Raw genomic sequence first — 14,237 nt, 5'->3', positions numbered from 1 at the left:
TACTTTAACTCGCTTGCAATAATTTCTTCAAATTCCTTGGCGAAACACCAATCACTTCTTTCACCTCATTGGAAAAATGAGAAAGTGATGCATATCCATGATTCATTGCGATAGTCGTTAAATTATTATCGCCATTAATCAATTCAAACAGTGCCTGCCCCAGACGCCAATCACGTAGCGCAGATTTTGCCGTATTGCCCAATGCGCGCCGCGATAAGCGTCGAAAATGAGAAACCGAGAGCCCATAACGAGCACAGAGCGTCTGCAAACGCTGGGTGGAATTACTTCGATAAGAATCAAAAAGAAACTCAACCAGGGCATACCATTCAGATTGTCTCAATACATTGGAAAAACACGCCATGCCCTCCGCTCCCAACAACGTCTGATGCAGCAGCCAATATTCCAGCTCCTTTTGCTCAGGCTCGTTGCCAAGTGTCGTTGGCATGCTTGCCAGCAGCGATCGTGGACAGTGAATACTTTCCTTACTCATTGATTTATCGATAAAAACTTGCAATTTTGCCAGCAACGTAAAATCAAGAAATAAGCAATCTAATTCACCGTGCTCAACGGTAACTGTGGCCGGTGCGATAGCAAGCAAACGTCGCTGGTTAGCAGGGATTGTGCATTCCGCCGTATTTGCTTTGTCGCGAAAGCGAAGGTAACATTCTTGCCCGCTGTTCTGTGCCAGTAATAAAGCATACTGAGAGAACTGATATTCCTCGCCAACATTAAGCTGACGGTATTGCCCCATATCTTCCATTGATTAGCTCTTTTGCATCCAAACGTTCGATGCAGTATAAAGTCTCGCCAATGGCATTCCTGATGAGATAATAATGGCTGGCCTTCCTGCTTCCGGCACCACCATCAAATTATAAGAGGGAATAGCTTTTTTGGTAATGACTCCAATTAGTAGAACATGTGTTTTTCGATGAAGGCTCCGATGACTTTTTCGTGGATCTCGACGGAGCGCGAGAAGCAAATCGTTTTACGCGCCAGTCGTTTAATGCGGGTACGGAGCGTCAGGTTATTGCGCTCTATGCGTTGCGTGAAGATCTTGCCAGTCAGATGTTTCTGCTTCGGAACCTCTCTTGCATAGCTGCCCCAGTTGTCACTGGTAATCATGCCGATGTTGAACGGTGTCAACAGAGCCAGCAATTCACGGCAGGTCTCATCGGTTCGGGGGCCAAAAGTGTAGGCCAGAACACTGATCTTGACCCACCATCTCCGGACAGCTTTTGTATCTTAAGTTAACGATGCCCGCTGGCGCCGATATTCTCTTGGGGAGTTGTATCCACCTCGTTATACACATCTCTGTTCGTGCCTGAGCGCGCGTAGCGTTTCGGCGGCCGTCTGACTTTCTGCAAGCCTTTCCTGATAGTTTTTGCGCCTGGTTCACCGTCGCCTTTTCGAGCAAGAAAGCCTCCGAGTTGCGCAACTAAGCGCAATACTTCGTTTAGCTTAGGGCGGCCCTTGGGCATACGCTTGTTCATCAGTAGGTAAGCGCCATGAGTCTCGTCGGAATCAAAGAACAACATTGCGTCCAGCTCTGGACAGGTTCGTCCCATACGCATTAAATAGGCGATGCGCTATGCCACGATCATGAACAGCGCCAATGCCCGCTCAATGCGATCCACGGTCGATAACTGTAACGCTTCGACACAGCAGCCGTTCTTCAGCACATTGAAGAACATCTCGATTTCCCATCTAGCCCGATACCAGTCGATCAGCTCCACGATATCTTCTCGTCCTTCAGGTACGCGATTGCTCAGCAACCGCCACTCGACCGGCTTCACGCCTGCTGGCGGCTCAATTTCCTTGGCTATCACACAAGTCACTGCCAACCCGCAACGCAGCGACACTCGCTTCACGCGCAGCGCCTGTTTCACCGTACGCGCCTTCTGCCCCGCGCGAGCCGCCATAACGAATTGGATTTCTCCCACCGGCACGGTCTTTCCAACCTTCTGCCAAAGCTTCTCATTACAGTCCAGACTGCGATTATGAGTCGAGCGGATCAACCAGTCAGCCGGAGTGCCAAGGTCATCAGCGAGCTGCATCAATGCCTTGATATCCGCTTCGCGATCGGCTAAGTACACCAGACGTGTGTTTGGCAACTCCGAGGCGAGTTCAGCAACTCGCTCGTATCCCTCGAGCCAGCGCGTACTCTCCTTGATCCCATCGCGTTTTCCGTCTGCATCCTTCGGCTCTCTTGCCCACATCCACGCATCCAGTACGCCCAACCCCACGCGATCCGAACTGACCGCGTAGGTCGGATGCAGGTACAGACCACGCCTGGCTTCGTAGTTCAAGGGACCCAAGCCTTGGATTTGCTGCCCGTTGAAGTCAAGCTCGGTAGTGTCTTGGATACACAGCACAACCTCGTGTTCTCGGATCCTTTCCTGCGTACGCTGCCAGTGAGGTTGCAGAATGTCTCGCCATTCGAATGCTTGGTTCTCCATGAAGCGGTAAGCACCCAACGTCTCAGACCATCCGAGGCACGCATGCGGAATGCTGGCTTGCGGATTCTCAGCCCGCCGTATCAAAAGCCCTTTGGCGCGCTTATTGAGCCTCGTGTCACCAAGATTTACCCCTTCCAGTTCTTGGTGTGCCCAGCCATCTGAATCCCGTGTCATTTTTCAGCGCCGTAAATGGCGATAGTACACGTCGGTTTCACTTCATTTACAACCCCACCGGCTGCCTATTTCAGCCCGCTAACCCTTGGCATATAAGGCGTTGCGGACTTGTGTATAACGAGGTGAGTTGTATCCCAGCGCACTGTGCGGATGGTTTTCATTGTAATGATTGAACGCCGCTGCAAGATTCTTCAGCGCTGTTCGCACATCGGGTTTTGGCATGAAGGCGATGTAATCTTCCTTCATCGTCTTCACGAACCGTTCTGCCATGCCGTTACTCTGTGGACGGCTCACTGCTGTTGTGCAGGGCTCCAGATTCCGTTCTCTGGCGAACTTCCGCGTTTCATGCGCTGTGTACGCTGAACCATTATCCGTCAGCCATTGCACTGGTTTATCCGGCAGCGCGCTACCGAAGCGTTTTTCCACCGACCTCAGCATCACATCCTGCACGGTTGAACTGTCATAACCCCTGGTGCTCGCTGCCCAGTCTATGGCCTCCCGGTCGCAGCAGTCCAGTGCGAACGTCACCCGCAGCTTCTCGCCGTTGTCACAACCGAACTCGAAGCCATCTGAGCACCAGCGCATATCGCTCTCTGCTACCGCGATTTTGCCTTTATGCTCCCGCTTCGGACGTTCAGTTTTATCATGCAACAACAGCAGGTTATGCTCGCTCATTATCCTGTAAAGCCGTTTGGCGTTCACCGGTGGAAGTCCCTCTGCACGACGTTGCTTACGCAGGATACCCCACACTCGGCGGTAACCGTAACTGGGCATGTCGCTGATGATACGGAGGATGTCCGATAATATCTCAGCATCAGCTTCGTCATTACGCCGGTTGCTGCGCCTGTCCAGCCAGTCGGCAGAACGGTTAACCCGCAGTGACAGCTGCGCACGCGACACGCTCATGGCGCGGCTGACCAGAGCTATTCCCCGTCCTTTGGCAACAAGGGCGCGTGCGCTATCCATTTTCGCGACTGGCGGTACTCCACTGCTTCTTTGAGGATCTCAACTTCCATCGTCTTCTTACCCAGAAGGCGCTGTAGCTCCCGGACCTGCTTGAGGGCAGTCGCCAGCGCCGAAGCTGGAACCACTTCTTCTCCGGCCGCAACGGCGGTGAGGCTTCCTTCCTGGTATTGCTTCTTCCACTTAAACAAAAGGCTGGGCTGGATGCCATGCAGGCGGGCTACATGGGAGACGTTCATCCCCGGCTCCATTCTCTGCTGAATGATGGCGATTTTCTCTTGCGGAGTTTTACGCTTACGGACTTCTTGCCCTAACAGGATCCCGGTCATTTCAGAATTATCATGATTGTTAGACATAGATCTAAGCCTATCTCTTATCTGGAGATACAGCTACTGTCTGGTGTTACAGGGGGCTACATCAGTGTAGGCCAGAACACCGCCCGTTTTGGTATTGTAAGCGTACCAGAGCCAGTGCTGTAGCGCCTGACTGCCAACGAAGCTCCATTGCTCATCAAGTTCACAGATAAGGGCGACGTCGGCGTGAGCAACGGGAGAAGACGTTATCCTGCGGGGCGAGAGCTTTTTAAAGCCCGGATGACCGTATTGATGCCGATTTTCAACGTTCTGGCGGTATCGCGAACGCCGGCACCGTTGAAGGCCATATCAACGATCTGCTCTTTGACTCCCGGCTTTCGCGCTTCATAGCGGTAGGTAAGCTGGAATACACGGCGACAGCACTGACACCGGAAGCGTTCGCGCTTAGTTGGACTAAGGCCATGTCGATAAACTTTATCTGAATGGCAGCGAGGGCAATGAACAAAAACAGTAACCACGTGGAAACCTCAAATAGCGGCAGAATATCACAAAAGCCAACTATTTGAAGGCATTACCGCTTTTTTTATATTTTATTTCATAAAGAGAATTAGGCTGTGTCTCTTAATCCCATGAGTTATACTAACTATTTGTTTCTACATCATTTTGAACTATGGTTCGCTACGACCTTCCCGATGAAGCATGGGCTATCATCCAGCCCTTACTCCCTGCTGAACCAGCAACACCACAGGCCGGACGCCCATGGGCTGAGCATCGCATGATTATCAATGGCATGTTCTGGGGGCTGTGCTCTGGTGCCCCATGGCGTGATTTACCTGAGCGATACGGCCCATGGAAAACCGTTTATAACCGCTTTAACCGATGGTCAAAATCGGGAGTCATTAACATTATTTTCAATAATTTACTTTCATCACTTGATGCCTATGGCCTCGTGGACTGGTCAGCGACTGCGCTGGATGGTAGCAATATCAGGGCGCTGAAATGTGCTGCCGGTGCTCAAAAAAACATCCCGATATCACCGGAGATAATGGGCTGGGTCGCTCTCGAGCTGGTTTTGGCACCAAAATCCATATGGCTACAGACGGAAGTGGTCTTCCGTTAAACATCGTGTTGAGCCCCGGTCAGGCTCATGAAAGTCAGTTTGCACTACGTCTTTTGGACGGTATTGGTGTTCAACGCCAGAACGGCAGTATGAAACGCCGTGGTCATGCGGTACTCGCTGACAAGGCGTACTCCGGGCATGTATTACGTAACGAGCTGAAAAACAGAGGTATAAAAACTGTCATCCCCCGAAAATCCACTGAAAAAATGGCGGTGGATGGTCGTTCAAAGCTCGATCGTGACGCCTACCGCAATCGGAACGTTGTTGAGCGGTGCTTTGGCCGTCTGAAAGAATACCGTCGCATTGCGACACGTTACGACAAAACGGCGAGGAATTATCTGGCAATGTTGAAACTGGGCTGCATCCGCCTGTTTTACCAGAGGTTATGTAATTAAGGGACACAGCCTAAAGTTAAATGAACATAATCCGAATCAACATTTACAGGATTACAGATAACGACAGTGGACACGGTGCACGTAAAAGGCGCTTTTTTTATAGCAGGCTCACCATCATACGTGGAAAGGCAGTACTCACGCCGCCGTATTAGCGAGCTTCGGGTACCACCATGTAGATGAAAGAGGTGACGATCTCTCCCTCTTTTGTCGTGACGTCTACCGGCACCCTGGCATACTCCTCACCTTCAAATTCATCAAGCGCATGGCTTTGTTGAATAAACAGATTTTATGCTACCAGCCCAGTAAAACGATTGTTTCCAGCAACGTAAAATCATGCAGTTAAGCATCATGAGAAAACGGAATGCCTGAGGTGATAAGCATTTTCTACCAAAATGCGCATAGTAAAACAGCACGATTCCCTATTATTCAACAAAGCCCAAGCGCATCCCAATGCTCTGATGTAGCCCCCTGTAACACCAGACAGTAGCTGTATCTCCAGATAAGAGATAGGCTTAGATCTATGTCTAACAATCATGATAATTCTGAAATGACCGGGATCCTGTTAGGGCAAGAAGTCCGTAAGCGTAAAACTCCGCAAGAGAAAATCGCCATCATTCAGCAGACAATGGAGCCGGGGATGAACGTCTCCCATGTAGCCCGCCTGCATGGCATCCAGCCCAGCCTTTTGTTTAAGTGGAAGAAGCAATACCAGGAAGGAAGCCTCACCGCCGTTGCGGCCGGAGAAGAAGTGGTTCCAGCTTCGGCGCTGGCGACTGCCCTCAAGCAGGTCCGGGAGCTACAGCGCCTTCTGGGTAAGAAGACGATGGAAGTTGAGATCCTCAAAGAAGCAGTGGAGTACCGCCAGTCGCGAAAATGGATAGCGCACGCGCCCTTGTTGCCAAAGGACGGGGAATAGCTCTGGTCAGCCGCGCCATGAGCGTGTCGCGTGCGCAGCTGTCACTGCGGGTTAACCGTTCTGCCGACTGGCTGGACAGGCGCAGCAACCGGCGTAATGACGAAGCTGATGCTGAGATATTATCGGACATCCTCCGTATCATCAGCGACATGCCCAGTTACGGTTACCGCCGAGTGTGGGGTATCCTGCGTAAGCAACGTCGTGCAGAGGGACTTCCACCGGTGAACGCCAAACGGCTTTACAGGATAATGAGCGAGCATAACCTGCTGTTGTTGCATGATAAAACTGAACGTCCGAAGCGGGAGCATAAAGGCAAAATCGCGGTAGCAGAGAGCGATATGCGCTGGTGCTCAGATGGCTTCGAGTTCGGTTGTGACAACGGCGAGAAGCTGCGGGTGACGTTCGCACTGGACTGCTGCGACCGGGAGGCCATAGACTGGGCAGCGAGCACCAGGGGTTATGACAGTTCAACCGTGCAGGATGTGATGCTGAGGTCGGTGGAAAAACGCTTCGGTAGCGCGCTGCCGGATAAACCAGTGCAATGGCTGACGGATAATGGTTCAGCGTACACAGCGCATGAAACGCGGAAGTTCGCCAGAGAACGGAATCTGGAGCCCTGCACAACAGCAGTGAGCCGTCCACAGAGTAACGGCATGGCAGAACGGTTCGTGAAGACGATGAAGGAAGATTACATCGCCTTCATGCCAAAACCCGATGTGCGAACAGCGCTGAAGAATCTTGCAGCGGCGTTCAATCATTACAATGAAAACCATCCGCACAGTGCGCTGGGATACAACTCCCCAAGAGAATATCGGCGCCAGCGGGCATCGTTAACTTAAGATACAAAAGCTGTCCGGAGATGGTGGGTCAAGATCACAATGATGTATCCTGCTCCGATAGTGAGGAGCGTCGCATGACGTTTAACGTAACGCAGCAAGGGGATCATTATCAATATTGCCAATGAGCGAACCCGCACTCCCTCAAAACAGTCCATTGACCTGTAGGCAAGGTTGTCTCTGTAATATTTCTAAATCCATTTCATCAATACCAGATACTTTCTCCTCTGTGTAACGTGTATTCTTATTCTATTGCGCCAATTGCCTGCATACATTTTGGACGTACCGATAATAATGAAAAATGATGAAGAAAAACCATTGGGCTTTGTAGTGGTCAACTAATATTGGCCACCGCATTAGACTGTATGTAGAACAGTCGCTCAGATTCGTTTGGAGCTAAGCCGCCGTTATACCAGTGAGGCCGGATAGCGCTGTAATACCCCGTGATGTAGCGGATAATCGCGTCCTGGGCTTCGCTGAAGCTGTTGTAACCCTTTGTCGGCACCCATTCTGTCTTCAGGCTGCGGAAGAACCGCTCCATTGGCGCATTATCCCAGCAGTTACCCCGCCGACTCATACTCTGCTTTATCCGGCTGCGCCACAGGGCTTGCCGGTATTGACGGCTGGTATAGTGGCTGCCCTGGTCGCTGTGGAACATGACTCCTGTTGGTTGTCCCCGGAGTTCCCAGGCCATCTGCAACGCTTTAACTGTCAGCGCCGAGTCCGGCGACGTCGACATGGCCCAGCCCACCGGTTTGCGGGCGAACAGATCTAGCACCACCGCAAGGTAAGCCCAGCATTTGCCCGTCCAGATGTAGGTCACATCGCCGCACCAGACCTGATCCGGCGCGGTAACCGCGAACTGGCGGTTGAGATAGTTCGGTATTTCAACGTGTTCATTGCCGCCGCGTTTGTATTTGTGAGCCGGTCGCTGGCAGCTGGCGATACCCAGCTCCTTCATCAGCTTGCCAGCCAGCCAGCGCCCCATTTTGACACCGGAGCTGCCGGTGACGATGGTCGCGATACTTCGAGCGCCGGCAGAGCCGCCGCTGGCGTTCCAGGCTTCCATGACGCGGCTACACTTAACCACGCGCTCACCGTCGGGTTCATTAGCGGAAGCCTGCCAGTGCCTGTAGCTGCTGCGATGTACCTCAAAAGTTTGGCACAACGCCGTGACCGGGTATCGCGCCCTCAGCCTGTCGACTACCGTGAACCGTTGAGTGAGTCCGACATTAAGAGCGCCGTAGCCTTTTTTAGGATTTCGTTCTCCATTTCAAGGCATTGGACTTTTTTCTTCATCTCACGCAGCTCGAGCTGTTCAGGGGTAAGAGGAAGTCCCGTTGGCGTTTTTCCCTGTCGTTCAAGGCGAAGCTTATTGACCCAGCGACTAATGGCAGAATGGCTGACATTAACCGCCTCTGCGGCCTTAACGTATGTGTAGCCGTGGTCGACAACCAGCTTTGCGGCTTCGAGCTTAAATTCCGCCGTAAAATGTTTACCCATGAGGTCACCTGTCGTGTTGATGAGGTGAGCATATCACCTCCGCTCAGGTGGCCAGTATCAGTGTGCCACTACACTTCGACGAGGTCGATGTAAACCATCTGTTTGAATTGCTCCATCACAACTCTGATTGGGTATGGGAAGTCGACGCACAGGGTCGTTATACCTGGGCCTCTTAGGTGGTCACCGAACTACTGGGATTTACCCCGCAAGAAGTGATAGGCAAAACACCGTTTGATTTTATGCCGCCGGGTGAAGCAGAACGGGTTGGGCAAACGTTCGGTGAAATTGTTGCGGCCAAAAGACCTTTCTCAGGCTTGGTGAATCGCAATCAACGGGCTGATGGCCGAATTGTGGTTCTGGAAACTAGCGGCATTCCTTTGTTTGGTCCCGACGGTGAGTTGCGCGGTTATCGCGGCGTTGATCGCAATATATCAACGCTCGGTGAAAGGGTTTTGCAGTTGGAAACCATCTATGACACCACGCCCGTTGCACTCTGCATGATCGATCGCGCGGGTCGCCTTGTGATGTCCAACAAGGCCATGATGCGTTTGCTGAATCACAGCGACGAGCCTGCGTCAGAACTCCATGTATCCACCATAATGCCCGATTGTTGGTCCCAATTTGAAACCGATTTCACGCTGGCCGACAAAGGGTGGGATATCCCTAGCCGTGAAGTTACCTGGCTCGATCGCTGCTATTACACCCAGCCAGTGCCAGTGCGGGATGCCAGTGAGAACGTGGTGGGGCTCTCCGTCACCTGGGTTGATATCACCCGGCGCAGTCAGACAGAGCAAAAGCTCGCCGACGCCAATAAAGTGCTGCAACAATATGCGCAACACGACCACCTTACCGGGCTGTTTAACCGCCGTAAGATGGACGAATGCCTGATTGAAGAAATAACCCGTACCCTACAGAAACGCATCCCACTCTCGGTGTGTCTCGCTGATATCGACTTTTTTAAACACTACAACGATACGTTTGGCCATCAGGCAGGCGATGACTGCCTGCGCACGGTAGCAAAAACGCTGCTTTCTTCGCGGTTGCGCAGCGACGATAACGTTAGCCGCTACGGCGGCGAAGAGTTTCTGGTGATTTTACCGCATACCGACAAGGCGGGAGCGGTAACCGTTGCCGAACGCCTGCGGGAAAACATACATGCACTGCGATTACCGCACAGCGCCAGCGCAACGGGTTACCTCACCATCAGCATCGGCGTTGCAACGTTGAACAGCGATCAGACCAGCCCGGAAGACAGGCCGCTGCATATGATTGTCAGCGGACTGATTCACCATGCCGATACCGCCCTTTACGCGGCCAAAAACCAAGGGAGAAACCGGGTGGTTGCCGCCCCAGATGACGATCAACGGGACGCACCCCATCATCCCCTCATACAGTGATATGCATGCGAGACAAAAGGTAATGATGACTTCACTTGAAGCGGAGTAACGATATCTGCTAACAATGAGGGTCCTGCACGCAAATCATAATAAGGTAACCTCAAAATGCACATGGCAAATATTCCGTTTGTTATCACCGATTGGTCACTGATTGAACCGACAACGCACAGCGGCGACGTCGGCCATGCACTATGGCGTACACAGCATTTCGGCGATATTCGCGTAAGAATGGTGGAGTACTCTGCGGGATACATTGCGGATCACTGGTGTAAAAAAGTCATGTTCTTCTTTGCCTTGAAGGCGAGTTGCTCACCGAACTAGATGACGGCAGAACCTTTACCTTAACGCCCGGCGTTAGCTATCAAGTCGCAGACCAGGCAGAAGCACATCGCTCTACATCCCCCAAAGGCGCCAAGCTGTTTATTGTTGACTGAAAACGCAGATGGTGTGTTGTGTGGCACTGAATGCAGAGCCGACCGAGAAGGTAATCTCGGTACAGAAAATAAATCCGCAAATTAAAGATTAATCTACGCTAACCAAGAAAAAGCGGTAATGACTCCAATTAGTAGAACATATGTTTTTCGATGAAGGCTCCGATGACTTTTTCGTGGATCTCGACGGAGCGCGAGAAGCAAATCGTTTTACGCGCCAGTCGTTTAATGCGGGTACGGAGCGTCAGGTTATTGCGCTCTATGCGTTGCGTGAAGATCTTGCCAGTCAGATGTTTCTGCTTCGGAACCTCTCTTGCATAGCTGCCCCAGTTGTCACTGGTAATCATGCCGATGTTGAACGGTGTCAACAGAGCCAGCAATTCACGGCAGGTCTCATCGGTTCGGGGGCCAAAAGTGTAGGCCAGAACACCGCCCGTTTTGGTATTGTAAGCGTACCAGAGCCAGTGCTGTAGTGCCTTACTGCCAACGAAGCTCCATTGCTCATCAAGTTCACAGATAAGGGCGACGTCGGCGTGAGCAACGGGAGAAGACGTTATCCTGCGGGGCGAGAGCTTTTTAAAGCCCGGATGACCGTATTGATGCCGATTTTCAACGTTCTGGCGGTATCGCGAACACCGGCACCGTTGAAGGCCATATCAACGATCTGCTCTTTGACTCCCGGCTTTCGCGCTTCATAGCGGTAGGTAAGCTGGAATACACGGCGACAGCAGTGACACCGGAAGCGTTCGCGCTTAGTTGGACTAAGGCCATGTCGATAAACTTTATCTGAATGGCAGCGAGGGCAATGAACAAAAACAGTAACCACGGGCTTTGTTGAATAAATAGAAAGTTTGGGTAATCATCGGATCAGATCACCATAGTTGTTTCAACATCAGGTCTCCATGGCAAAACAAAATTTTAAAATCACTAACTGGCCCTCCTATAACAAGGCCCTCAAGCAGCGCGGTTCTCTAACCCATATCGTTATACACATCGTTCTAACGCACTGTTTAATCAATGAGTTACGGGTTTATCTCAGAGTGGCATTTTGAACCTCAAAAAGCCAATGGGATGGCTTGAATGCCTTAATTCACGGGGTTCTGAGCATCCTGTTCAAAAAATGGCCAAAAGATGTGTATAACGATATGTCTCTAACCGTATGGCTAGATGAATCAGCCATTGCTGCATGGACGGAAAATACGACTACTGAACGGCGTGGACGACCGCTCCACTACTCAGATATGGCCATCACCACAGTCCTGATGATGAAACGCGTGTTTGGCCTAATGAGATGGTCACCCCCACCCTGTGAGCGGTACGCTGACAGGGTGTTTCTTTATGGAGAAGGCCATCATGCAAAACGTCACGCTTATTGGTATCGATCTCGGCAAACATTCTTTTCACATTCATTGTCAGGATAAATCAGGCAAGGCATTACTGCGGAAAAAGTTTACCCGCACCAAACTCATCGAGTTTCTGGCTACGTGTACACCTACTACCGTTGCAATGGAAGCCTGCGCCGGTGCCCATTTTATGGCTCGTCGGATCAGTGAGCTGGGGCATGAAGTAAAGTTGATCTCTCCGCAGTTTGTCCGCCCTTTTGTCAAGAGCAACAAGAACGATTTCGTTGATGCCGAAGCAATATGCGAAGCCGGATCACGCCCTTCCATGCGGTTTGTGCAGCCAAGAACTGAGGCTCAGCAGGCTATGCGAGCCTTGCATCGCGTCAGGGAGTCGTTGGTCAGAGACAACGTTAAAACGACTAACCAAATGCATGCTTTTTTACTGGAGTTTGGTATCAGCATGCCGAAAGGTATTGCGGTAATCAAAAGGCTTTCAGCTGTTCTGGCTGATAATGACTTGCCACCTTATCTGGCACAGTTGCTGCTTCGATTACACGATCATTACCAATATTTGGTTGGGCAGATAGCAGAGCTCGAAAGAGAACTTGGGCAGGCACTCTCTCTAAATAACTGTTCCGAATAGTAGATCACCTGAAGGAAACTGTAGTGGCACACTGATACTGGCCACCTGAGCGGAGGTGATATGCTCACCTCATCAACACGACAGGTGACCTCATGGGTAAACATTTTACGGCGGAATTTAAGCTCGAAGCCGCAAAGCTGGTTGTCGACCACGGCTACACATACGTTAAGGCCGCAGAGGCGGTTAATGTCAGCCATTCTGCCATTAGTCGCTGGGTCAATAAGCTTCGCCTTGAACGACAGGGAAAAACGCCAACGGGACTTCCTCTTACCCCTGAACAGCTCGAGCTGCGTGAGATGAAGAAAAAAGTCCAATGCCTTGAAATGGAGAACGAAATCCTAAAAAAGGCTACGGCGCTCTTAATGTCGGACTCACTCAACGGTTCACGGTAGTCGACAGGCTGAGGGCGCGATACCCGGTCACGGCGTTGTGCCAAACTTTTGAGGTACATCGCAGCAGCTACAGGCACTGGCAGGCTTCCGCTAATGAACCCGACGGTGAGCGCGTGGTTAAGTGTCGCCGCGTCATGGAAGCCTGGAACGCCAGCGGCGGCTCTGCCGGCGCTCGAAGTATCGCGACCATCGTCACCGGCAGCTCCGGTGTCAAAATGGGGCGCTGGCTGGCTGGCAAGCTGATGAAGGAGCTGGGTATCGCCAGCTGCCAGCGACCGGCTCACAAATACAAACGCGGCGGCAATGAACACGTTGAAATACCGAACTATCTCAACCGCCAGTTCGCGGTTACCGCGCCGGATCAGGTCTGGTGCGGCGATGTGACCTACATCTGGACGGGCAAATGCTGCGCTTACCTTGCGGTGGTGCTAGACCTGTTCGCCCGCAAACCGGTGGGCTGGGCCATGTCGACGTCGCCGGACTCGGCGCTGACAGTTAAAGCGTTGCAGATGGCCTGGGAACTCCGGGGACAACCAACAGGAGTCATGTTCCACAGCGACCAGGGCAGCCACTATACCAGCCGTCAATACCGGCAAGCCCTGTGGCGCTGCCGGATAAAGCAGAGTATGAGTCGGCGGGGTAACTGCTGGGATAATGCGCCAATGGAGCGGTTCTTCCGCAGCCTGAAGACAGAATGGGTGCCGACAAAGGGTTACAACAGCTTCAGCGAAGCCCAGGACGCGATTATCCGCTACATCACGGGGTATTACAGCGCTATCCGGCCTCACTGGTATAACGGCGGCTTAACTCCAAACGAATCTGAGCGACTGTTCTACATACAGTCTAATGCGGTGGCCAATATTAGTTGACCACTACAGTTTAACGGAAGACCACTTCCGTCTGTAGCCATATGGATTTTGGTGCCAAAACCACCTCGAGAGCGACCCAGACCATTATCTCCGGTGATATAGGGATGTTTTTTTGAGCACCGGCAGCACATTTCAGCGCCCTGATATTGCTACCATCCAGCGCAGTCGCTGACCAGTCCACGAGGCCATGGGCATCAAGTGATGAAAGTAACTTATTAAAAATAATGTTAATGACTCCCGATTTTGACCATCGGTTAAAGCGGTTATAAACGGTTTTCCATGGGCCGTATCGCTCAAGTAAATCACGCCATGGGGCACCAGAGCACAGCCCCCAGAACATGCCATTGATAATCATGCGATGCTCAGCCCATGGGCGTCCGGCCTGTGGTGTTGCTGGTTCAGCAGGGAGTAAGGGCTGGATGATAGCCCATGCTTCATCGGGAAGGTCGTAGCGAGCCATAGTTCAAAATGATGTAGAAACAAAC

General features: G+C 51.8%; 8 protein-coding genes and 7 pseudogenes. 7 read left to right on the top strand and 8 right to left on the bottom strand.

Annotated elements, in window-relative coordinates:
• Positions 1–4: 4 nt before the first annotated feature.
• From ACWWJF_RS04805 to ACWWJF_RS04785, 5 genes and pseudogenes are all read right to left on the bottom strand, one after another.
• Positions 5–760, bottom strand: a complete 756-nt coding sequence (locus ACWWJF_RS04805) for a helix-turn-helix domain-containing protein (RefSeq protein ID WP_455868806.1) — start codon at positions 758–760, stop codon at positions 5–7.
• A gap of 146 nt (positions 761–906) precedes the next feature.
• Positions 907–1,203, bottom strand: a pseudogene (locus ACWWJF_RS04800) (IS1 family transposase); the annotation flags it as partial.
• 96 nt (positions 1,204–1,299) lie between these two features.
• Positions 1,300–2,630: pseudogene (locus ACWWJF_RS04795) on the bottom strand (IS4 family transposase).
• A 78-nt stretch (positions 2,631–2,708) separates the two neighbouring features.
• Positions 2,709–3,922 (bottom strand): IS3 family transposase gene (locus ACWWJF_RS04790; RefSeq protein ID WP_455870931.1). Its coding sequence is split into 2 segments (ribosomal slippage): positions 2,709–3,595 and positions 3,595–3,922, totalling 1,215 coding nucleotides; the frame shifts between segments, so codons are not numbered across the junction.
• 90 nt (positions 3,923–4,012) lie between these two features.
• Positions 4,013–4,425 (bottom strand): annotated as a pseudogene (locus ACWWJF_RS04785) (IS1 family transposase); the annotation flags it as partial.
• Between the two features lie 152 nt (positions 4,426–4,577).
• Here ACWWJF_RS04785 and ACWWJF_RS04780 point away from each other — a divergent pair.
• Both ACWWJF_RS04780 and ACWWJF_RS04775 read left to right on the top strand, forming a co-directional pair.
• Positions 4,578–5,422, top strand: a protein-coding gene (locus tag ACWWJF_RS04780; RefSeq protein ID WP_455868805.1) for an IS5 family transposase whose coding sequence is annotated in 2 segments (ribosomal slippage) — positions 4,578–4,923 and positions 4,923–5,422 — 846 coding nt in all. Because the reading frame shifts where the segments join, the coding sequence is not laid out codon by codon here.
• A gap of 547 nt (positions 5,423–5,969) precedes the next feature.
• Positions 5,970–7,177 (top strand): IS3 family transposase gene (locus ACWWJF_RS04775; RefSeq protein ID WP_455870930.1). Its coding sequence is split into 2 segments (ribosomal slippage): positions 5,970–6,291 and positions 6,291–7,177, totalling 1,209 coding nucleotides; the frame shifts between segments, so codons are not numbered across the junction.
• A gap of 331 nt (positions 7,178–7,508) precedes the next feature.
• Here ACWWJF_RS04775 and ACWWJF_RS04770 read toward each other — a convergent pair.
• Positions 7,509–8,677, bottom strand: a protein-coding gene (locus ACWWJF_RS04770) for an IS3 family transposase (RefSeq protein ID WP_455868804.1) whose coding sequence is annotated in 2 segments (ribosomal slippage) — positions 7,509–8,422 and positions 8,422–8,677 — 1,170 coding nt in all. Because the reading frame shifts where the segments join, the coding sequence is not laid out codon by codon here.
• Positions 8,678–8,853: 176 nt separating this feature from the next.
• Here ACWWJF_RS04770 and ACWWJF_RS04765 point away from each other — a divergent pair.
• Together ACWWJF_RS04765 and ACWWJF_RS04760 are read left to right on the top strand one after the other, a co-directional pair.
• Positions 8,854–10,074, top strand: coding sequence for a sensor domain-containing diguanylate cyclase (locus ACWWJF_RS04765; protein WP_455868803.1), 1,221 nt, complete (start codon positions 8,854–8,856; stop codon positions 10,072–10,074).
• 105 nt (positions 10,075–10,179) lie between these two features.
• A pseudogene (locus ACWWJF_RS04760) lies at positions 10,180–10,493 on the top strand (DHCW motif cupin fold protein); the annotation flags it as partial.
• Positions 10,494–10,636: 143 nt separating this feature from the next.
• On the opposite strand, the gene ACWWJF_RS04755 reads toward ACWWJF_RS04760, so the two are convergent.
• A protein-coding gene (locus ACWWJF_RS04755) for an IS1 family transposase (protein WP_455868802.1) occupies positions 10,637–11,331 on the bottom strand; the annotation gives its coding sequence in 2 pieces (ribosomal slippage) (positions 10,637–11,088 and positions 11,088–11,331; 696 coding nt in all).
• 322 nt (positions 11,332–11,653) lie between these two features.
• On the opposite strand from ACWWJF_RS04755, the pseudogene ACWWJF_RS04750 reads away from it, so the two are divergent.
• The 3 genes and pseudogenes from ACWWJF_RS04750 to ACWWJF_RS04740 form a co-directional block, all read left to right on the top strand.
• Positions 11,654–11,791, top strand: a pseudogene (locus ACWWJF_RS04750) (transposase); the annotation flags it as partial.
• 67 nt (positions 11,792–11,858) lie between these two features.
• Positions 11,859–12,467: pseudogene (locus ACWWJF_RS04745) on the top strand (IS110 family RNA-guided transposase); the annotation flags it as partial.
• A 116-nt stretch (positions 12,468–12,583) separates the two neighbouring features.
• Positions 12,584–13,752, top strand: a protein-coding gene (locus tag ACWWJF_RS04740) for an IS3 family transposase (RefSeq protein ID WP_455868801.1) whose coding sequence is annotated in 2 segments (ribosomal slippage) — positions 12,584–12,839 and positions 12,839–13,752 — 1,170 coding nt in all. Because the reading frame shifts where the segments join, the coding sequence is not laid out codon by codon here.
• 8 nt (positions 13,753–13,760) lie between these two features.
• On the opposite strand, the pseudogene ACWWJF_RS04735 reads toward ACWWJF_RS04740, so the two are convergent.
• Positions 13,761–14,212 (bottom strand): annotated as a pseudogene (locus ACWWJF_RS04735) (IS5 family transposase); the annotation flags it as partial.
• Between the last annotated feature and the right edge of the window lie 25 nt (positions 14,213–14,237).

Source organism: Symbiopectobacterium sp. Eva_TO (assembly GCF_053848865.1).
Note: the sequence above shows the minus strand (reverse complement) of the source record. Positions and strands in the feature narration are given on the sequence as shown.